The sequence below is a fragment of the Cupriavidus sp. PET2-C1 genome (assembly GCF_054515855.1).
In genome coordinates, this window is sequence record NZ_CM137260.1 from 1,478,377 (window position 1) to 1,497,587 (window position 19,211).

Annotated in this window: 17 protein-coding genes; 9 read left to right on the top strand and 8 right to left on the bottom strand. The window is 61.4% G+C overall.

Annotated elements, in window-relative coordinates; genetic code table 11:
- Window positions 1–139: 139 nt before the first annotated feature.
- Window positions 140–775, bottom strand: coding sequence for a LysE/ArgO family amino acid transporter (locus tag ACX12D_RS26630; protein ID WP_459376420.1), 636 nt, complete (start codon window positions 773–775; stop codon window positions 140–142).
- Between the two features lie 73 nt (window positions 776–848).
- On the opposite strand from ACX12D_RS26630, the gene ACX12D_RS26635 reads away from it, so the two are divergent.
- Complete coding sequence (locus ACX12D_RS26635; RefSeq protein ID WP_441639942.1) at window positions 849–1,745, top strand: LysR family transcriptional regulator ArgP; 897 nt, start codon at window positions 849–851, stop codon at window positions 1,743–1,745.
- A gap of 137 nt (window positions 1,746–1,882) precedes the next feature.
- Here ACX12D_RS26635 and ACX12D_RS26640 read toward each other — a convergent pair whose 3' ends face one another.
- The gene (locus tag ACX12D_RS26640; RefSeq protein WP_459376421.1) at window positions 1,883–2,800 is read right to left on the bottom strand and encodes an AraC family transcriptional regulator; all 918 of its coding nucleotides are present in this window, start codon (window positions 2,798–2,800) and stop codon (window positions 1,883–1,885) included.
- Window positions 2,801–2,975: 175 nt separating this feature from the next.
- On the opposite strand from ACX12D_RS26640, the gene ACX12D_RS26645 reads away from it, so the two are divergent.
- Genes ACX12D_RS26645 through ACX12D_RS26655 form a run of 3 tightly spaced genes read left to right on the top strand, consistent with a single transcriptional unit; the run spans window position 2,976 to window position 6,848 of the window.
- Complete coding sequence (locus ACX12D_RS26645) at window positions 2,976–4,070, top strand: NADH:flavin oxidoreductase/NADH oxidase (protein ID WP_459376422.1); 1,095 nt, start codon at window positions 2,976–2,978, stop codon at window positions 4,068–4,070.
- Between the two features lie 47 nt (window positions 4,071–4,117).
- Complete coding sequence (locus ACX12D_RS26650; RefSeq protein ID WP_459376423.1) at window positions 4,118–4,591, top strand: (2Fe-2S)-binding protein; 474 nt, start codon at window positions 4,118–4,120, stop codon at window positions 4,589–4,591.
- A gap of 10 nt (window positions 4,592–4,601) precedes the next feature.
- Complete coding sequence (locus ACX12D_RS26655) at window positions 4,602–6,848, top strand: xanthine dehydrogenase family protein molybdopterin-binding subunit (protein ID WP_459376424.1); 2,247 nt, start codon at window positions 4,602–4,604, stop codon at window positions 6,846–6,848.
- Window positions 6,849–7,102: 254 nt separating this feature from the next.
- On the opposite strand, the gene ACX12D_RS26660 is transcribed toward ACX12D_RS26655, so the two are convergent.
- The 4 genes from ACX12D_RS26660 to ACX12D_RS26675 form a co-directional block, all read right to left on the bottom strand.
- Window positions 7,103–8,308, bottom strand: a complete 1,206-nt coding sequence (locus ACX12D_RS26660; RefSeq protein ID WP_459376425.1) for a porin — start codon at window positions 8,306–8,308, stop codon at window positions 7,103–7,105.
- Between the two features lie 694 nt (window positions 8,309–9,002).
- Window positions 9,003–9,806 carry a GntR family transcriptional regulator gene (locus ACX12D_RS26665; RefSeq protein WP_459376426.1) on the bottom strand — a complete coding sequence of 268 codons (804 nt, stop codon included), beginning with the start codon at window positions 9,804–9,806 and terminating at the stop codon, window positions 9,003–9,005.
- Window positions 9,807–10,007: 201 nt separating this feature from the next.
- Window positions 10,008–10,271: a hypothetical protein gene (locus ACX12D_RS26670; RefSeq protein WP_459376427.1), complete on the bottom strand. Its 264-nt coding sequence runs from the start codon at window positions 10,269–10,271 to the stop codon at window positions 10,008–10,010.
- Window positions 10,272–10,441: 170 nt separating this feature from the next.
- Window positions 10,442–11,485: an AraC family transcriptional regulator gene (locus tag ACX12D_RS26675; protein ID WP_459376428.1), complete on the bottom strand. Its 1,044-nt coding sequence runs from the start codon at window positions 11,483–11,485 to the stop codon at window positions 10,442–10,444.
- A gap of 126 nt (window positions 11,486–11,611) precedes the next feature.
- Here ACX12D_RS26675 and ACX12D_RS26680 point away from each other — a divergent pair, with 126 nt between their 5' ends.
- The gene (locus ACX12D_RS26680) at window positions 11,612–12,523 is read left to right on the top strand and encodes a TauD/TfdA dioxygenase family protein (protein WP_459376429.1); all 912 of its coding nucleotides are present in this window, start codon (window positions 11,612–11,614) and stop codon (window positions 12,521–12,523) included.
- A 9-nt stretch (window positions 12,524–12,532) separates the two neighbouring features.
- Window positions 12,533–13,093 (top strand): RBBP9/YdeN family alpha/beta hydrolase, encoded by a 561-nt coding sequence (locus ACX12D_RS26685; RefSeq protein WP_459376430.1) that lies wholly within the window; start codon window positions 12,533–12,535, stop codon window positions 13,091–13,093.
- A gap of 220 nt (window positions 13,094–13,313) precedes the next feature.
- Here ACX12D_RS26685 and ACX12D_RS26690 read toward each other — a convergent pair whose 3' ends face one another.
- The gene (locus tag ACX12D_RS26690) at window positions 13,314–14,309 is read right to left on the bottom strand and encodes a Bug family tripartite tricarboxylate transporter substrate binding protein (RefSeq protein WP_459376431.1); all 996 of its coding nucleotides are present in this window, start codon (window positions 14,307–14,309) and stop codon (window positions 13,314–13,316) included.
- A gap of 313 nt (window positions 14,310–14,622) precedes the next feature.
- Between ACX12D_RS26690 and ACX12D_RS26695 the strand changes: the two genes are divergently transcribed.
- Complete coding sequence (locus tag ACX12D_RS26695) at window positions 14,623–15,894, top strand: MFS transporter (protein WP_459376531.1); 1,272 nt, start codon at window positions 14,623–14,625, stop codon at window positions 15,892–15,894.
- A 14-nt stretch (window positions 15,895–15,908) separates the two neighbouring features.
- Here ACX12D_RS26695 and ACX12D_RS26700 read toward each other — a convergent pair whose 3' ends face one another.
- Window positions 15,909–16,865: a LysR family transcriptional regulator gene (locus ACX12D_RS26700; RefSeq protein WP_459376432.1), complete on the bottom strand. Its 957-nt coding sequence runs from the start codon at window positions 16,863–16,865 to the stop codon at window positions 15,909–15,911.
- Between the two features lie 50 nt (window positions 16,866–16,915).
- On the opposite strand from ACX12D_RS26700, the gene glaH reads away from it, so the two are divergent.
- The gene (glaH, locus tag ACX12D_RS26705; RefSeq protein ID WP_459376433.1) at window positions 16,916–17,845 is read left to right on the top strand and encodes a glutarate dioxygenase GlaH; all 930 of its coding nucleotides are present in this window, start codon (window positions 16,916–16,918) and stop codon (window positions 17,843–17,845) included.
- 66 nt (window positions 17,846–17,911) lie between these two features.
- A complete protein-coding gene (locus tag ACX12D_RS26710) occupies window positions 17,912–19,198 on the top strand; it encodes an alpha-hydroxy acid oxidase (protein ID WP_459376434.1) in 1,287 nt (428 codons plus the stop codon).
- Window positions 19,199–19,211: the final 13 nt, after the last annotated feature.

Sequence of the window (19,211 nt, forward strand, 5' to 3'; positions counted from 1 at the left end):
ACCCTCATCGGGTTTTCCCTAATTGTAGCAAAGAAAATGACGCAGAGCAGCATTAGGTGATAGTACGTACCGAGCACCACGGCGAATGCTGAAAAACGCAACCATGAGATGTCGCCTATTCGACGCACCTGAAAGCACCTCACAACCCTTGGAATACGTGACGCACCAGCAGAGCGGACAACACGAACATGGTCGTCCCGACGAGACCATCCAGCATCTGCCAAGCCCTCGGCCGGGCGAACCACGGCGCCAGCCAGCGCGCGCCAAAGCCCAGAAGCCCGAACCAGAATAGGCTGGCAAAACTGGCGCCCGCCACGAACCAGCCTCGCAGCGCCACCGGTTGCTGGGCACCGATGCTGCCCACCAGCAGCACCGTATCCAGATAAACGTGAGGATTGAGCAGCGTGAACGCCGCCGCCTGTGCCAACGCGGCACCCCTGCTGAGACCCTTCCCACCGTCAGGTGCTTTCAATTGGTGAGCATGCCGCGCACGGCGCAGTGCCTGCCATCCATATATCGCCAGGAAGACGGCACCGGCCAGCGCCAGGACACGCGCGAGGCCGGGGCGCTCCCCCAGTGCCTGCGCCATGCCCATGACACCCGCTGCAATCAGCAATGCGTCCGCCATGGCGCACAACAGCACCACGCTGCCCACATGCTCACGACGCAGGCCCTGGCGCAGTACGAATGCATTCTGTGCGCCGATGGCCACGATGAGCCCCAGGCTCAGGGCCAGGCCTTGGAGGGAAACGGATAAGGCAAGCGAAGTATTCATGCATCCAGCTTGCCTGCATTGACGGATGAAGACAAACTACCTTTTCTTCATTCGATTTAGCCAAACTTATCTGATGCTTGACTACTCTGCCCTATCTGCCTTGGCTGCCGTGGTTCGGGAGGGTAGCTTCGAGCGTGCAGCCCGCGCTCTCCATGTGACGCCATCGGCAATTTCGCAGCGCGTTCGGGTGCTGGAGGAACGCGTAGGCTGCGCGCTGGTGGTGCGCGATCAGCCCTGCCGGGCCACGGAGACGGGCCGCCGGCTTTGCCAACACATTGACCGTGTGCGGCTGCTCGAGCAGGAATTGCAAGGGGCTCTGCCAGCGCTTGCCCCGGAGGGCATGGCACGGGTAGCGCTGCCCATTGCGGTGAATGCCGACAGCCTGGCCACCTGGGTAGCGCCGGCCATCGCCGCCTTCGCTGCAGAAAGTCCCGTGCTGATGGAGGTGGCCGTGGATGACCAGGACCACACTACGGAGTGGCTGCGCAGCGGCGCAGTGCTCGCCGCCGTAACGGCCACAGCCCGTCCTGCCGCTGGCTGCAACAGCCATCCGCTGGGCTCCATGCGCTACCTGGCGGCCGCCAGCCCGGCTTTCAGCCAACGCCATTTCGGCGATGGCGTGGGCGCTGGCAGCCTGGCGCTGGCGCCCAGCCTAGTGTTCAACACCAAAGACGAGTTGCAGGCGCGGTGGGCGCGGCGTTTGTGCCATCGGCACGTGGAGCTTCCCCGGCACACGCTGCCTTCGTCCCACGCCTTTGTGACCGCGGCATTGGCTGGCATGGGCTGGGGCTTGCATCCGGAGGCACTGATCGCCCCTCATCTCGAGGACGGTTCGCTCGTCGAGCTGGTGCCGAACACCCCGCTTGATGTACCGCTTCACTGGCAACACGCACGCGCGGCGTCAGGGTTGCTCGAAGGTTTGAATCGAGAGGTTCTCGCCGCTGCCCGTGCCGCGCTGTTGCCGCCCTGAGTGGCGCAGGGTCAGACGCGCGTTGTCTGATTCGGAACGGCTGCCAGGATCCGCATTGCAAGCAGTCCCGAGAGGGAGGATTTTCATTGCGAGCGCTACCAAATCCCCCCCCATGCCGAGATGACTGTGTTTGCTTTTCACCCAATGCGCATCCGCTGGATATCACGCAATGGAGGAGCGCCGAAAAGGCGTGCATATTCTCGACTGAACTGTGATGCACTTTCATACCCGACGCGCAGGCTTGCGCTTCCCGCGTCGAGGTTTTGGCTGAACATTAGCTGACGCGCCTGCTGGAGGCGCAATTGCTTCTGGTACTGGAGCGGGCTCGTCCCGGTGATGGTGCGAAAGTGCTGCCGAAATGTAGAAGGACTCATGTGTGCAGTCGCCGCAAGTTTGTCGACGTGCAGAGTCTGAGCGAAATTCAACTTGAGCCAGGCCACCGCCCTGGCAATCTGCTGACTCGGTGAACCTGTCGCTACCAGCCTTCGAAGTGCCGGGCCACTGGCCCCCGCCAGCAGGCGCACGGCAATCTCCCGTTGAATCAACAAGGAGACGTGGGGTATCAGCTTTGGCTCATCGAGCAATCGAACGAGGCGGATCAACGCATCCAGAACGGGCGACTCCAGATCACTGAATGAAATTGCCCGGCCCGAACTCTCCTTCGGGGGCTGCGCCAATTCCATCTCGGCCGCCAGTTGCACGATGACGCGCGGATCCATGGCCAGCATCAGGCCAAGAAACGGAGCCGCCGTCGTCGCTACGGTCACATTTGACACGACCGGTAGGTCGATAGTGGTCAACATGAATTGCCCGGGACCATAGTTGAATACGTCATCACCGAGCATGACCTGCTTGCCGCCCTGAGCGACAACACCGAGGCCGAACCCGTAGATGCACGGCATGGGTTCTGCGGAGGCGCTCCTGCGGTGGAGAGTCAAGCCTGAAATTGCAGTGGAGTAGTCGCCATCACTTTGGGCAACCCGGCCGATTGCCTCCACGAGGGCATCAATGCCCGCAGCCTTGACGGGAATACTACTGCTGGCGCTCGCTTTCATCGTCCTTCCCGGCTCCTCGGTTTGCTGCTCGGAGTCTAGCACCGGGCTAAAGGCAACTTACCCCGATAGAGCGCGACTCGTCGAATTGTGCAAAAAGTGGCGCGGATTTGGCAAACGGGTTAGACGCCTGATCCATCAAACTGGCTCCCGTTGATCCTTACCCGGAGCTTTCCAGATGCCGTCCCTTTTTTCGCCCTACTCTTTGAAGGGCGTCACCCTTCGTAATCGCATCGTCGCCTCCCCGATGTGCCAGTACATGGCCGAGGACGGGCAGCTCAACGACTGGCACCAGAGTCACTACGCGACGCTGGCCCGCGGCGGCTCTGGACTCGTCATCGTTGAAGCCACGGCCGTGTCGCCGGAGGGACGGATCACGCTTGGCGATGTGGGCCTGTGGCGTGATTCTCACATTGCAGGCCTCGCATCTGCGGCCACAGCCATCAAGGCCGGCGGCGCCGTCGCGGGTATCCAGATTGGCCACGCCGGTCGCAAGGCCGGCTGCACTCCGCCCTGGGAGGGCGGTGCGCCGCTGGACAAGAATGACCCGCGAGCCTGGCAGCCGGTGGCACCAAGCGCGCTGCCCTTCATGCCCTCCAGCCAGCATATGCCGCGCGAAATGCGCGTTGAGGACATCCAGCACACGCAGCAACACTTCGTGGATGCCGCCCGCCGCGCCCTGCAGGCAGGATTCCAGTGGCTGGAACTTCATTTTGCCCACGGGTTTCTCGGCCAGAACTTCCTGTCCGCTCACACCAATGCGCGGAACGACCGCTACGGCGGCTCGCTGGAGAATCGCGCTCGCTTCCTGATCGAGACGGTGGCCGCAGTGAGAAAGGTATGGCCCGAAAGCCTCCCACTGACTGCGCGCCTGGGTGTTGTGGAATTTGACGGTCGCGAAGACGAAACGCTCACGGAGTCAGTTCAGGTCCTGAGGTGGCTCAAGGATGGCGGCCTGGATCTCGTCGACGCGGGACTTGCGCTGTCGACCTCGGAAGAACAGGTGCCATGGGGGCCCAATTTCTTGGTGCCCTACGCACAACGGATTCGCGTGCAAACCAGTCTGCCAGTTGCAACGAGCTGGCAGATCACCAGTGCGCAAGAGGCCGACACCTTTGTTCGTGAGGGGCAACTGGACCTCGTCTTCTTAGCGCGTACCCTGCTGGCGAATCCGCATTGGCCGTTCCATGCGGCGCGCGATCTCAAGCTCGAGAATGCGGCGTCGATACTGCCCACACCCTACGCCTTCTGGTTGCAGAGCTGGGCCAACTGAGATCGGCACGCGCGCGCGAATGAAAGTCTACGGAGAATCGAACCAGCATGAGCAAACTCAACGTCAACGACCGTGAGCACACGGTGGACACCGATCCCGGCACGCCCATCCTATGGGCCTTACGCGACACGCTCGGTATGACCGGCACCAAATTTGGCTGCGGTGCCGCGTTGTGCGGCGCCTGCACGGTGCATCTGGACGGGCAGGCCATCCGCTCGTGTATCACGCCGGTCTCAGCCGCCGAGGGCAAGAAGATTGTCACCATCGAAGCCGCCACCGATGGCAGCGACCGGGTCGGCACCGCCGTATATGCGGCCTGGGTCGAGCACGACGTGGCCCAGTGCGGCTACTGCCAGAGCGGGCAGATCATGAGCGCTACCGCCTTTCTGAAATCGCTCCCTCGCGGCAAGCAGCCAACCGCCGCCGAGATCGATGCCGCCATGGCAGGCAATATCTGCCGATGTGGCACCTACGCCCGCATCCGGGCGGCGGTGGCCGATGCCGCCAAGTCCATCGCCTGAAGGAGCCGCCATGTTGCCCAATTTTGACTACAGCGAAATGCCACGCGCCCTTCAGCAAATGCTGGAGCGAGACCACGCCGACAATGCCGCCACGCTGTCGCGCCGTAGTTTCCTGAAACTGACGGGCGCTGCGGGCCTGGCGCTCGGTGCCTTCCCACATCTGGCGCTAGGACAAGCTACCGGCAACGGCCAGGCTACGAATGCCCTGAAGCCGACGCAGCAGCCATTGGCCTTCGTGCAGATTTCCCCAAATGGCGAGGTGATGGTGACCATCAACCGGCTTGAGTTCGGCCAAGGCGTGCAAACTGCGTTGCCGATGATTCTCGCCGAGGAGCTGGACGCCGACTGGAACCTGGTGCGTAGCCGGCACGGCTCGAACGACGCAGCCTACGTCGACCCGCTCTTTGGCATTCACCTTACCGGTGGCTCCCATTCGGTCAAGAACAGCTTCACGCAGTACCGAGAACTCGGTGCGCGTGCCCGCGCGATGCTGCTGTCTGCTGCAGCAGCTCGCTGGAACATGAACGTGTCGACGCTGCGTACCCGGGCCGGGGCTGTTCTAGGCCCGGGCGGCAGCAAGCTGGGCTACGGCGAACTGGCCGAGGCCGCCATGACCCTGCCCGTGCCCGAGAACGTCACCCTCAAGAGCCCGCAGGACTTCCGCATTATTGGGCGCCCCACGACGCGCCTCGACGCGCGCGCCAAGAGCAGTGGGCGTCAGGACTTCGGCATTGACGTGCATCTCCCTGGTCAGCTCACTGCTGTGGTGGCGCATCCGCCCGTGTTCGGCGCCCGACTGAACACGATGGACGATAGCGCCGCGCGCGCCGTCAAAGGGGTGAGGGCCGTGCTGCACGTGCCGCTGGACCGCGGCGGCGAAGGCGTGGCGGTGGTGGCCGACGGCTACTGGCCTGCCAAGCAGGGGCGCGGCGCACTGAAGTTGCAGTGGAATACGGGCGCGGTGGAAAAGGTGGACAGCGAACGGTTGCTGGCCCATTACCGCGACCTGGCCGGTCGTCCCGGGCCGCGCCAGTTCGACGCCGACATGGCGCCGCTGGCCACCGCTTCGCACCAGCTCGAAGCCGAGTTCGTGTTCCCCTACCTGGCCCACGCACCGATGGAGCCGCTGAACTGCACTGTCCAACTGTCTGACGGGCATGCCGAACTGTGGGTCGGCACCCAGTGCCCGGGTCTCGACGGTATCGCCGCCGCGCGTGCGCTGGGTCTCAAGCCCGAGCAGGTGAAGATCCACGTGCAAATGGCGGGGGGCGGCTTTGGCCGGCGTTTCGTGGGCACGAGCGACTATGTGGTCGAGGCCTGCGAGGTCGCGAAGGCTGCTCGCGCCGCCGGCATGAACGTGCCGGTGCGCACGCTCTGGAGCCGCGAGGACGACATCAAGGGCGGCTACTACCGCCCCATGCACCTGCACCGCGCGCGCATCGGCGTCGATGAGCGCGGCAAGGTGCTGGCCTGGGACCACGTCATCGTTGGTCAATCCATCACTAACGGGACTGTGTTCGGGGAATTCCAGATAAAAAACGGCATCGACGCCACGGCCACGGAGGGTATGCGTGCTCCCTACCCCCTACCGATGCGCCTGACTGTTCACCACCCCAAGCCAAACGTACCGGTTCTGTGGTGGCGCAGCGTGGGGTCCACCCATACCGCATACGTCATGGAAACCTTGCTGGACGAGATCGCGCGCGCCACCAAACAGGATCCGGTCGCTTACCGCATGGGCCTGTTCGGTGACAAGAATCCGCGGCACCGCGCCGCGTTGCAACTGGCGGTGAACAAGAGCGGCTATGGCAAGAAGCAACTGCCTTCGGGCCGCGCCTGGGGCGTCGCTGTTCACGAGTCCTTCGACTCGGTGGTGGCTTACGTGGTGGAGGCCTCGGTGCGGGATGGCCGCCCGGTGCTGCACCGCGTTACCGCTGGCGTGCATTGCAACCTGGTAGTGAATCCACGGACGGTGGAGGCGCAGGTGCAAGGTGCGGCGGTCATGGCTCTGTCCATGTGCATGGCGGGCTCAGCCATCACGCTAAAGGACGGCGTCGTCGAGCAAAGCAATTTCGGCGACTTCACCGTGGCGCGCATCACGGATACCCCCGCATTCGATGTCCACATCGTGCCCAGCGCCGACCCACCCACCGGCATGGGCGAACCGGGCCTGCCGCCGCTCGCACCAGCGTTTGCCAACGCCATTGCACGCCTCACCGGCAAGCCCCAGCGCCAGTTGCCCTTCAATTTGGCCTGATTGGACGTCATTGGGGAATTCCAGTCCCCTGCGTCGGCACACCCCGCTGCGCTGATCTGGCAGGCGCCGGGGCTGCACCACGCCCTCGCTGGGCGGGCTTGGGCAGCAGGCCTGCCATTGCCGCCCACGCCACGTCTGTCAGATCGCTTTGGCATCGTTTCGTCTTGCCCACCATGCTTGCTTGCCGCTCTCGGTGTTCTTCTTTCGACATCGCGCCTTCAGCACACTTCTGCAGCGAATTCTCAAACCAGCTCTCAGAACTTGTGGCGAATGCCTGCGGCGACACCGAGCATATTGCTTTGGCCGCTGGCAAGTGTGTAGCTATTGCCAAGGGACAGGCTGTTCGCGTAGGCGATCATCGCGGAATCCAGTCCCAGGCCCGCGTTCTTTGCATATGCCGTGGTCAAGTAGACATCAGTCCGCTTGGAGAGGGCGTAGTCGGCGATGAAAGCAATTTGCCACGGGTTCGGGGTCGATGTGTTCGCGAAAAAGCGCTTGACGTGGTCATAGTTGTATTCGAGCGTCAGGCCAAGCGCCGGCGTCACCTGGTAGTTGGCGCCGATCCAGTAGAGGTCGTCGCGTTCAAGCAGGCTGCCATTCTGGTCCTTGTTCTGACCCCAGCGGTAGCCGCCCATGATCTTTGCCTGGCCAAACGCATAGCTTGCCGCGATCGTTGCCTTCTTGAAGCTTCCGCTCCCGAGGACAGCAGCGTTCAAGGGGTTCGAAATGGTGGGGTTGAACTGGTCGTAAGCAACAGCCACGCCGACAGGGCCGGAAATGTAGGTCAAGGCCGCACCATAGGCGGTATCGCGACGGAACTGGCCCGGGACTTCGCCGTTACCACCTAGAAGCGGGCCATTGGCCACCGTCGTCGGCAATGCCAGGCCAGTACCGAAGGACCAGTGCGCCAGTGCGGTGACCGGGCCGAACCGACCGGTGTACTTGACAGTGTTGTCCTCGCGGAAGTTCGCGCCGGTCAGCATCACGATCGGTTCATACTGGGTGGCAAAGGCTGCCGGTACGAAGTTCGCGAGGCCTTCGAACATCGAGGTGTACTGCCGGCCAAAAGTCAGTTGGCCATACTGCGAGCTTTGCATGCCCACGTAAGCTTGGCGACCGAACAGGCGGCCACCCTGCTGCGACGTGCCGGTATCCAGGTTAAAGCCGCTTTCCAAGACAAAAATGGATTTCAGCCCGTTGCCGAGATCTTCCACGCCGCGCAAGCCCCAACGCGATCCAGACAGGCCGCCAGAGTCCATGCGGTACGCATTGTTGGACGGGCCCGCATTGAACTTGTTGGCTGCGCTTGGCACGGTGCCGACGTGGCTGGCAAACTCGACGTTCATATCCACCACGCCATATAGCGTCACGCTGCTCTGTGCGTGTGAGCCGCCAGTGCAGATGACGCCCGCAGCGATGAGCGCACTATTAAACTTGCTGCGCTTGCTGAATGATCCCATTGTCTCTTCTCCTCTAGGTTTTTTTACACCCCTGGCGCAATCACAGCGAACGAAGCGTTCGTAGAGCCCCGCATAGCCGTCTGCAGACGCCCTCACGACCGAATTGATGCCGATCACGCCACCAGCGCCCGGTTTGTTGTCGACGATTGTCCTTCTCCATGTCGTGCCCGGCTGTCCATAAGCCGACCATCGCCGTATTCCAGCCTCCGGTGTGGACCATGATATCAGCCGAAAATAGTTTTTGTCGACATGAATAATACTGACTGAAACGCGTCGAACATCGAAAGCGCGTGCGATGACAGCGGTGGGATAGCCAGCGCAGTCCGGCGCGCGGAGTTGGCCTTCGCGCGGCGCTGGGGCGAACCCGCGGTCACTGCCATGCTTAAGTTTTTGGAAGATTCTGATGTGGCGCGCATCGGCAGGTGCTTTGGCTCGCTCTCCCGCGTGCGCAGCAGGCGATTGAGCCGCCGGTCTAGCCGGTGCCGAGGAGCCGGTGCCGCTCTGGGGAATTCGATTCGGGCAAAGCCCATTTTCGATGCGGCCCAGCTCTTGAGACGCTGCTAACCCGCGCTGATGCCTCCCGGCGGGAGCCATACTCGCGAGCCGATATCGCGGTCTTCGCTGGCTACCTGCGGATAGCGAGGATGACTAGAGAGCCATGGCGGGCCGTCTTGCCCGCGCGGACTTAGAAGGCCTACGCCGGCACAGCGCTGCGGCCGGCAACACTGCCCTTGCCTTTCTGGACGCCGGATGACAGGGCACGGACTGCAGCTTCGCGGGAATTTCCGATGCGCTTGTGCGCGGTCTGCAAGACCGCTTCGATGTCCCGCTTGGTTACGGCGCGCTGCAGGGCACGCCAGGTCTTGAGGGAGTTCTCTAGCGAGCCGGGATGGGATGCCAGCCCCAGCCGCACATAGCGCAGGACCCGCAGCGAGATAGAGTTCAGCACCTCCCCTACCAGCCGGTTGCTGGACAGATCTGCCATGGCCATGTTTGCCAGGAAGGTCACGCTGATATAGGCGTCCACCGATTCCTCGGCGGCCTTGCTGAACTGCGGAATGAATTGCTCGAACAATGCTTCCAGCGCGTCCGCGCGCTCTTCCATCAACTGCCTGAGCAGGATCTCGAACAGCGCGTCCCGCACGACGTAGATATCCCGCAGGTCCTGGGCATTGGGCTCGGTGACGATGGCGCCGCGCCGGGGACGGAACTCAATCAAACGCTCCCGCTCCAGGATGCGCAAGGCCTCGCGCACAGGAGCGCGGCTGACTGCCAGGACCTCGCTGATGTCTTTCTCCAGCAAGCGCTGGCCTGCGTGGATCACGTCGATCGTAATCAGGCCCGCCAGCCGTACCGCGATCTGGTCAGCGACTGATGCCGACCAGTCGCGCCCATGCATAAGCGCCTGCTCGACAGCCAGCGTGACCGGATTCTGCGGTGTTTGCGGTGCAAGCAGCGACTGCAATTCCGGCGTGTTGGTAGTCTTGAGCCTGCCCATGAATGGTAAGTCCTTCCGATGATTGGGAAACGGGTCGGGTGCTGCCCTTGGTCGGCACGACACCGATTGCAGCGCCCAGGATCTTACCTCACGTGGAGAATCAGGCAGATTGCGGGTACCGCAAGAGCCAACGGGACCCACCGCGCTCGCGGCAAAGCGGCGCATGACGCCGGCCGCCGCTTGCGTGTTCTGACACCGCGCCTACTCATCGACTCCGGGAAGCGCATCGATGTTCAGGTATTTGCGCACGATGTACCCGTCCTTTTCCCACGCAATCAGATCGGTCAACAGCATCGCTGCGGTGGCATAGGACAGCCGCTCGGCGAGCCAGCAAAATCCCTTGCAGATCATCCAGCCCATCCGGTGGAGGCACGGACCGTTGCCTGTTGGCTGATCGTCTGTCGCTGTGATGCCTCCCTCGTCCAAGGCTGCGCGCATGGCTAGCGATTCTTCTGAGCAAAACATGGAAGCTTGTCTCCTTGGCATCCAAGCATGCGCTGCTCTTTCCGATGGCATACCAGGAAAGCTGCGCCGGTTCCATGGTACTTCTTTTTATTTTTGTCGACAATATAAAATTCAAATCCGAATTGGCTCCGCTGCGAGAGGGGCCCGACGCGGCTTAAGCCCTGCTAGGGTTATGCTCCGGTCGTCTGTGAAAGTGCCGTCTGCCGGCGCAATGTGCCGCGTGCTGCCCTGCTTTCCTTGGGGCTGCAGCCAAATTGCGCGTGATACCAGCGCGAGAATCCGCTCGGCGCGGAAAAACCAAGCAGGGTCGCCACCTCCGTCAACGGACGATCGCTCTCGGTGACATGGCGTATGGCGAGTTCCGTACGGATGTCGTTAACGATCGACGAGAAGCTCTGCCCCTGTTCTGCCAGCCGGCGCTGGACCGTGCGGCACACCAAGCCCAGATGCTCCGCAACCTGTTCGATGCTGCAGCGCCCGCTAGGCAACAGCAGCAGGATCATGCGCCGCACGTCCTCAGGCATTGTCGCCTGGTGCGACATGGTAGACGCGTCTATCAACTGCTGCGCGTAGCGCCCCATGGCCGGATCCGCGGACGGGTTGCGTGCATCGAGATCGGCCTTCGTGCAGATAATGCAGTTGAAGTCATAGTCGAATTCGACGCAAGGGCCAAAAAACCGTCGGTGCGTACTCAGGTCGTGCGGCGCCGGGTGCTCAAAGCATACGCGCCGCGGCTCCCAGTCGGGCTTGTGGAGTTGACGTATCAATCGCACCATGACCCCTAGCGCCAGCTCAACCCTTTGACGCGTGGGTTGATGTGCGCTGCCAGCCATTACCCCCTCGCGAATAATGACCAGTCCATCGCACTCCTCGACCGTCAGCGACAACGCACTGTTGAGCGACGCTTGATAGCGCATCAGCATGCGAAGCGAGTCGCGCAGCGTCGCCTGGTCGCGGATCAGCAATCCTACCGGCCCAAGATTGGACAAAAGGCGCGACTCGGCCATGCACAGTCCGAAACTCTCGTTGCCTGACATGGTTGCGGACGCCTGAAGCAGCCTTCCGACACGCTCGACCGGAATCATGATGTCCGGTTCGCTCAGTACGCTCGGACTCAACCCCGCGTCAAGGAGCATCCGCACCGGATCCAGTCCGGCGGCTCGAGCGACCTCGCTGTAGTTGGTGAGGGCCGCGGCGCGGACAAGTGACGACATTAGAGAGCCGAGTAGGACATTGACATGGAATGATAAATCCCTGTCATGTACTGTCAAGCGGGAGATACCCGCGACATCCAAACTCGCAAGGATCGATCGGCCTAACCGACAATCGGAGACACGCACATGAATCAACGCCTCAAGGCGGCACCCGCAGTGGTCCGCGCAACCTCGCTGGGCAATTCGATCCGGGTTGAGCCCATCACTTGCACGATCGGCGCGGAACTCAGCAACGTCAACCTTGGCGCGGCTGCCGAGGACGACCAGCAGATGGCGGAGATTCGGGCGCTGCTCCTAAAGCATCGCGTGGTGTTCTTCCGCGACCAGGACATCACGCGCGCGCAGCACGTGGCCTTTGCGCGCCGCTTCGGTGAACTGGAGGACCATCCGGTGGTAGGCAGCCATCCCGATTACCCAGGACTGGTTCAGATCTACAAGACCCCGGACAGCCCCCCCGAGCGCAACGAGAATTCCTGGCATACCGATGCCACTTGGCGCGAAAAGCCTCCGATGGGCTGCGTGCTGCGCTGCATCGAATGCCCGCCTGTGGGCGGTGACACGATGTGGGTCAACATGGTCGAGGCTTACAACCAGTTGCCCGAGGATATCAAGACGAAGATCGCCACATTGCGCGCGCGCCACAGCATCGAGGCGAGCTTCGGTGCCGCCATGCCGATCGAAAAGCGTCTTGCACTGAAGGCTCAGTACCCGGACGCCGAGCACCCGGTTGTACGCATCCATCCCGAAACCGGGGAGAAAGTGCTGTTCGTCAATGGGAGCTTTACGACGCACTTCACGAATTTCAATGTGCCGGCCAACGTGCGCTTCGGGCTGGACAAGGCGCCGGGTGCCGGCAATTTGCTCAGCTACCTGGTCAGTCAGGCCAATATCCCCGAATACCAAGTGCGTTTTCGCTGGAAGAAGAACAGCGTTGCGTTCTGGGACAACCGTTCAACCCAGCACTACGCAGTGATGGATTATCCACCGTGCCACCGCAAGATGGAGCGTACCGCCATCATCGGTGACGCGCCTTACTGAAAGATCGATATGACCTCTACGGCATCGACCGTTCTCATCGTCCCTGGCCTGCGTGACCATGTGCCGGAACACTGGCAAACCCTCCTTGCGGCGACGCTGCCTCGCGTCGTCAGCGTCGCACCGCTTGAGCAAGACAAGCTGAGTTGCGCCGCCCGCGTCAACGCGATCGATCGCGCGTTGGCCACCATCGAGGGGCCGGTGATCATCGTGGCGCACAGCGCAGGCGCGATGATGGTCGCCCATTGGGCAGCCCGAGGCGCCACAGGCGAGATCCTTGGCGCACTGCTCGCGGCGCCCGCGGACCTCGAAACGTCCATGCCGGCAGGCTATCCGACGCTTGCCACGCTGAGCGACCACGGCTGGCTGCCGATCCCTCGCGGCACGTTGCCGTTTCCGAGCATCGTTGCGGCTAGCAGCAACGATCCTCTGATGCGTCTCGATCGCGCCCGTAGCCTGGCAAAGGCGTGGGGCAGCCGCTTTGTCGAACTCGGCGAGGCCGGGCATTTGAATCCCGCTTCAGGCTATGGCGAATGGCCGCGAGCCAAAGAGTTCATTCGCGAACTCTCGTGACCGAACCCACGGCGGAATGCCGCCGGCCTGGGAAAAAGGAGCGGGCCGGCGGGATTTGAAGACGGCAGCGCCCGCTAAGGACGACCAGCCAGACTCGACGACCGCAATCCGTATGCTTGCCTGACGGACGAGCCGGATCCACGATGCCGCATACACTGGCCGATGACTGCGCAAAGCCCGTTCGGACTGCCATGGCGAGTTTGCGCAGAATGACCTCTTGTTAATCTGGCTGGTAGTTAATGGACTTCAGCAGCGCGGACTGTTGCTGGTATGCCTGCTTCAGGTCCGCCATCAGCTCTTCCGGCGTAGCGGCGCCCCCCTGCTCCATTCCCATGTCCTTGACGTGGCTCTGCACCGCGGGTTGCTTGAAATACGCCAGTGTTATCTCGCGAACTCTCTCCTGGACAGCCGGGGCGACATCTGGGCGGGACCACACCGCGAACCACCCGGCTTGCGCCAGTTGCGGGTAACCGAGCTCCTTGAAAGTCGGTACATCCGGCAATTCAGCAATCCGGGTCGGATAGTTCAACGCAATCGCTTTGATCTTTCCCGCTTTGATCAGCGGCAAAGAGGTAGTCACCCCATCGAACATCAGGGGCACATGGCCACCCATCAGGTCGTTCAATGCCGGGGGAGAGCCTTTGTAGCCCACATGCCGCATTGGCACATGCGTGAGCTGCCCGAGCAGTATGCCGGAGGTGTGGCCTTTCAATCCTGCAGCGTAAGAGGCGAAAACAAGGCCGTCCTTTTGCGACTTGCCATATTCCACCAACTGCTTCAGGTTGGAGACGGGCACATCCTTGTTGGCAACCAGCACCAGCCCCGTGCGACTGATCTGGGCCAGGGGCTTCAGGTCCGTAAAAGGCTTGTAATGGACCTTGTAGGCCAACGGCGCTTCGCTCACGACACCGCCCTGGATAACCAGGAAGGTATAGCCATCCTTGCCGTTGGAATGCAAATCGCTGATCGCCAGCGCACCGGCGGCACCAGCCTTGTTCTCCACGATCACGGGCTTGCTCAATGTTTGCTGCAGGCCTTGCGCAAGCAGCCGAGCCAACGCATCGGCACTGCCGCCGGCAGGCCCCGCCACCACCAGACGGATCGGCCTGCTGGGCCAAGCCTCCTGCGCCTGGACCACGGACATGCCCCCTGCGACACCAACACCGATTACCAAGGCGCAACCGCGCCACCCCAAGTGATTGGCCTGCTTCTTCATGTCTACCCCTTTTGATTGCGATGCTTTGCGCGTTTAGAAAGGCTTGTGCGTCTATTGTCGAATCGCGCCGGGTCAACCGGCTTGACCGTTCACGACAAGTTGTTACCAACTCGCGCAAGCAAAGGGAAAACCCTGCTCAGATGTCCAGAGAGTGCTGGCTAGCCCCGACCACGGTTCCCCGCGTCAGCGGATGACTGTCATAAATAGCCAAGTTCAAGGCGTGCAAGGTAAAGCGCGAAATAGCGCCACGCTAGATGATCCGACGCTAGAAGTCCTGAGGAGACAGAAATTGAACGTGTCTACGAGTAACGCGATGCCGGCTGAGTCGGCGTCGGCTACCACTGGTGCGCGACCCTACGCGTGGGTGGTATTTGCATTGATGTTTTGCCTGCTGCTGTCCGACTACATGTCGCGGCAGGCGATCAACGCCTTGTTTCCACTCTTGAAACTGCAGTGGCAGATTTCCGATACCCAGCTCGGTTCGATTAGCAGCGTGGTGCCGTTGACCGTCGGCGTGCTGACCCTCCCATTTTCCATCATCGCGGACCGCTGGGGGCGCGTCAAAAGCATCGCACTGATGGTGGCGGTGTGGAGTGTTGCCACGCTCGGGTGCGCCATCGCCAGCACCTATCACGAGATGCTCGTCGCGCGCTTGTTCGTTGGTGTCGGCGAGGCTGCCTACGGAAGTGTCGGATTCGCTATGCTCATGAGCATCTTCCCCAGGCATATGCGGTCTAGCATTGCCGGCGGCTTTACGTCCGCCGCAGCGTTTGGGTCCGTGCTCGGTGTTTCGCTTTCCGGCATCATCGCGACACACTTTGGCTGGCGATGGTCGATGGGTCTGATGGCGATCTTTGGCTTTGTGCTGGTGATCATCTATTACTTCGTGGTCACCGAGAAAAAGCTCGCAAGTGCGCAACCGGACAATGCAAACAGGACTCCAGTGCACGGGCATGTGAAACTGACACCGCGCGCGTTCCTCTCCGGCCTGTTTCCGTCCCGTTCCGTCTTTTGTGCCTACCTCGGTTGCGCCCTGCAGATCTTCGTTCAAGGCACGCTGTTCGTATGGCTGCCCAGCTACCTGAATCGCTACTGGGGCATGCCTGTCAGCGAAGCAGCCACACTGGCGGCCGGCCTTGTTCTTGTCAGCGGCCTGGGCCAACTCATATGCGGTGTGATGACCGATCGGATCAGCGGGGATTCGTCGCTCAAGAGGTGGAACATGGCCATTGGCTATTGCCTTGTGTTAGGCACTCTGCTGGCGATCGCGTTCCGCTTGCCGCCAGGTAACCTGCAACTCGCGCTACTTGCGCCCGGGGTGTTCTTCCTTGCCAGCTCGTTCGGCACATGTAGCGCGCTCATTGCCGGAGCCACGCCGCCCGCCATTCACGGCTCGGCATTTGCCACACTGACGCTGTTTAACAATATATTGGGTCTCGCGGCAGGCCCCTTTATCACCGGCATGGCAGCAGACGCGGTTGGTCTTCAAGTCGCCTTGCGCTGGCTACCGTTCGCGGCAATACTGCCCTTCACCGTGTTCTTCATTGGTAGATGGTGTTACGTCGCGGAAGCGCGACGCGCCTGAGCGCACTGCCGAGTCTACGATGCACGGCCATTGAGAGCCTCAGTTCCGAGTTGCACAAAGGCTCGTACCGCCGGGGATATTTCCCGGCGCCTATGCGCCAGCGCCAGGTGCACTGAGAATTTGAAATCGGCGATCTCTGTGTAGAAGATGCCTGGCTGGGAGAAATTCTGCATTGACTCCGGCACGATGGCCACGCCGTATCCCGCGGACGCGAGGCAGATTGCGGAGATGAAATCCTGGACGCGATATTCCAGATGAGGCGCGAACCCTCCGGCTTTGCCCAGGGCGGATAGCGCATCCCCGAAGCCTTCCTCGTCCGTAAACTGCGGGACGATGAACGATTGATCCGCTAACGCGCGCGCTGGGACCGTCCCTCGCCTTGCAAGAGGATGGCTTGCTGTCATTGCTGCCAGCAGACGCTCAGTCTGTACGACTTTCGTGATAACGCCAGCCGGATAGAGCCGCCTGGGCCTGACAATGCCCACATCAATCTGGCCATCGCTGAGCGCTTCTAGCTGCCTCGGCGTATCCATTGGCACGACTTCGATCCGGACCATCTCGTGCGATTTCCGAAACTCGCTCAGCATCGTGGACAAAAGGCCGCTGCTCGCACCAGATGCCACATAGCCGACACGGATGACGCCAGCCAGCCCTCGGGCAGCCAGGCGCCCCACCTGGTCGGCCCGCTCAATGTGCCGCAACGCGGCGACAGCCTCGGCATGAAACAGGTGCCCCGCGTCGGTAAGCGACACCGGCTTCCTCTTGTTGCGGTTCAAGAGCGTGACGCCCAAGTCTTGTTCAAGGCGTTGGATTTGGGTGCTGAGCCCTGATTGTGCGAGACCCAAGCGATCTGCCGCCTTCGCAAAGTGAAGTTCTTCCGCCACGGCGACGAAGCACTGCAACTGGCGAACATCAATCATCGTTTTAATCTCAATTATGGAACAAAGATTACTGTTTTCCATCTGGATCATATCAAATAATCCAGATGAAATAGCACCATACAACTCCCGGAGAGCTACCAATGAATGCCCCGCTTCCTGCGTCAGTGCTTGCCACCAATGACGAGTCCCGCTTCCAGGTGTCTGCCCACCCAGATCACCACCGCATCCTGCATGTGACCGTTGAGCGCGACGCCGTTCTTGGCTTCCTGCATGACGCACGCAAGGTCGATGTTCAAAACCTTGAGTATGTCCCCTTCATGCGCTACGGGCTCGCGGACGTACTCGCGAAGCATGTCGGTGAGGACTTCGCGACCACCATCAACGGCATTGTGAAGGATCGGCAGCACGGTGGCTTTACGGTAGGCCTCCAGGGACTGACGACGGACGCCGACGATTTCGTTCGCTTCGGCACTGCCATTGGGCACCTCTTGGGCCCCGGCAATCACGATGCGATGTCGGGCACCTACTATGCTCGCTTCGTGGTCAAGCACACGGACGATAGCGACTCGTATTTGCGCCAAGCCTATCGACTCTTCACGATGCACACCGATGGCACCTTCGTTACCGAAGCGACGGACTGGCTGTTGATGATGAAGTTTGCAGAAGAGAATGCAAAGGGCGGGGAGTCCCGATTCTTGCATCTGGACGATTGGGAAGACCGTGACCGGTTTGTCAGTCACCGTCTCGGGACGCAGCCGTTCCTCTACAAGGCGCCGGGGTCCAAGAATGTCAGCGATAGGGTCGAGCGCCCGCTCTTCTTCCAGAACGCCTTTGGGTTGTCGATGTCCTTCATCGATCAGTTCGTACAGCCTCGCAATCGCGAGGAGGCTGCATTTCTCAACGACCTGTCGACCTCCATGGAGGCATCGCCGGGAACAAAGGAAGTGTCGCTGCCCGTCGGCGACCTGGTTGTCCTGAACAACTACTTCTACCTCCACGGGCGCGCGCCGTTCGAGAAACATGCGGCGCTGTTCCGTGAGCTGATGCGCCAGCGAGGCACGTTCGCCTGATTGTCAATGTGATCCGGCGTGGCTGATAGTGACAGCGGTCGGGCCTGATAGACGCTTCAAATCAAGATGACATCTCTAACAGAAGTTGCAGAAAGCCAAGCCGTCCCCAGTGCGGGAATGCCTGCCAAGCCTGCCTATGGCGCCAACCGTCAGATTCATCGACGACTACGACCGATCCTCTCGCTTGCCGATTTTGAAGTCGCGGCAAAGAAGAGCCTGCCGCGCCCGATCTTTGGCTATATTGCCGGCGCCGCGGAGGATGGAAAATCGCTTGGCGCGAACAAGACGGCATTCGACGAGGTCAAGTTCCGTCCCAAAGTCCTTGTCGATGTGTCGGGAAGGTCGCAAGCGACTGAAATCTTCGGGCAACGTTATGCGTCTCCATTTGGCGTGGCGCCCGTTGGAATCAGTGCGATTGCCGCTTACCGCGGCGACGTGGTCCTCGCGCAAACGGCGCGGGAGGAGCGGATACCCGCGATCATGAGCGGCACGTCCCTGATTCCAATGGAAGCCGTTCATGCGGCCGCGCCAGGCACGTGGTTCCAAGCGTACCTGCCAGGCGACGCCACACGCAGGGACGCTCTGATTGAGCGGATTGAAGCAGCCGGGTTCGCTACGCTTGTCCTTACGGTTGATATTCCCGTTTGGGCCAACCGGGAGAATAACGTCCGTACTGGCTTCTCTTTGCCTTTGCGGCCATCCGTGCGCTTGGCATTCGATGGCATGTCCCGGCCGCGTTGGCTGGCTGGAACGTTCGCCAGAACGCTCATCTCGAGTGGGATGCCGCATTTTGAGAATTCTTTTGCGTCTCGCGGCGCGCCGATCTTGTCGGCCTCCGCTATTCGCGACACGACGGGGCGCGATCACCTGAGTTGGACGGATATCGAGCGAATCCGGCAACGATGGCGCGGCAACCTGGTCATAAAAGGCATTTTGCATACGTCCGACGCCGAGCGCGCTGTCGCCTTGGGCGCCGACGGCATCATTGTCTCGAACCACGGTGGGCGCCAATTGGACGGTGCCGTGGAACCGCTCGCAGTATTGCCGGAGATTTGTGAGGCCGTCGCGCACAAGACCACCGTCATGATGGACAGCGGTATCCGGCGAGGCGGTGATGTGCTCAAAGCGTTGGCACTAGGAGCCCGCTTTGTCTTCCTGGGGCGACCCTTTATTTATGCTGCGGCCGTTGGGGGAGCCGAAGGCGTACGCCACGCCATCACGCTTTTGCTCGATGAGGTCGACCGAAACATGGCCATGCTTGGCGCGAAGACCATCGCAGACGTGAACGATACCGTCATCGTCCGCGGCCACGGAGCCGCCCGGTTTGTGTCGCGTTTCCCTACTTCCGTGTAGCCCGCATCGCCAA

Coding starts and splice junctions, on each gene's coding strand:
- ACX12D_RS26670 (WP_459376427.1), bottom strand. CDS start 10,271: ATGTTTTGCTCAGAAGAATCGCTAGCCATGCGCGCAGCCTTGGACGAG.
- ACX12D_RS26685 (WP_459376430.1), top strand. CDS start 12,533: ATGACCTCTACGGCATCGACCGTTCTCATCGTCCCTGGCCTGCGTGAC.
- ACX12D_RS26710 (WP_459376434.1), top strand. CDS start 17,912: ATGACATCTCTAACAGAAGTTGCAGAAAGCCAAGCCGTCCCCAGTGCG.
- ACX12D_RS26655 (WP_459376424.1), top strand. CDS start 4,602: ATGTTGCCCAATTTTGACTACAGCGAAATGCCACGCGCCCTTCAGCAA.
- ACX12D_RS26680 (WP_459376429.1), top strand. CDS start 11,612: ATGAATCAACGCCTCAAGGCGGCACCCGCAGTGGTCCGCGCAACCTCG.
- ACX12D_RS26665 (WP_459376426.1), bottom strand. CDS start 9,806: ATGGGCAGGCTCAAGACTACCAACACGCCGGAATTGCAGTCGCTGCTT.
- ACX12D_RS26630 (WP_459376420.1), bottom strand. CDS start 775: ATGAATACTTCGCTTGCCTTATCCGTTTCCCTCCAAGGCCTGGCCCTG.
- glaH (WP_459376433.1), top strand. CDS start 16,916: ATGAATGCCCCGCTTCCTGCGTCAGTGCTTGCCACCAATGACGAGTCC.
- ACX12D_RS26660 (WP_459376425.1), bottom strand. CDS start 8,308: ATGGGATCATTCAGCAAGCGCAGCAAGTTTAATAGTGCGCTCATCGCT.
- ACX12D_RS26695 (WP_459376531.1), top strand. CDS start 14,623: ATGCCGGCTGAGTCGGCGTCGGCTACCACTGGTGCGCGACCCTACGCG.
- ACX12D_RS26645 (WP_459376422.1), top strand. CDS start 2,976: ATGCCGTCCCTTTTTTCGCCCTACTCTTTGAAGGGCGTCACCCTTCGT.
- ACX12D_RS26700 (WP_459376432.1), bottom strand. CDS start 16,865: ATGATCCAGATGGAAAACAGTAATCTTTGTTCCATAATTGAGATTAAA.
- ACX12D_RS26650 (WP_459376423.1), top strand. CDS start 4,118: ATGAGCAAACTCAACGTCAACGACCGTGAGCACACGGTGGACACCGAT.
- ACX12D_RS26675 (WP_459376428.1), bottom strand. CDS start 11,485: ATGTCGTCACTTGTCCGCGCCGCGGCCCTCACCAACTACAGCGAGGTC.
- ACX12D_RS26635 (WP_441639942.1), top strand. CDS start 849: ATGCTTGACTACTCTGCCCTATCTGCCTTGGCTGCCGTGGTTCGGGAG.
- ACX12D_RS26690 (WP_459376431.1), bottom strand. CDS start 14,309: ATGAAGAAGCAGGCCAATCACTTGGGGTGGCGCGGTTGCGCCTTGGTA.
- ACX12D_RS26640 (WP_459376421.1), bottom strand. CDS start 2,800: ATGAAAGCGAGCGCCAGCAGTAGTATTCCCGTCAAGGCTGCGGGCATT.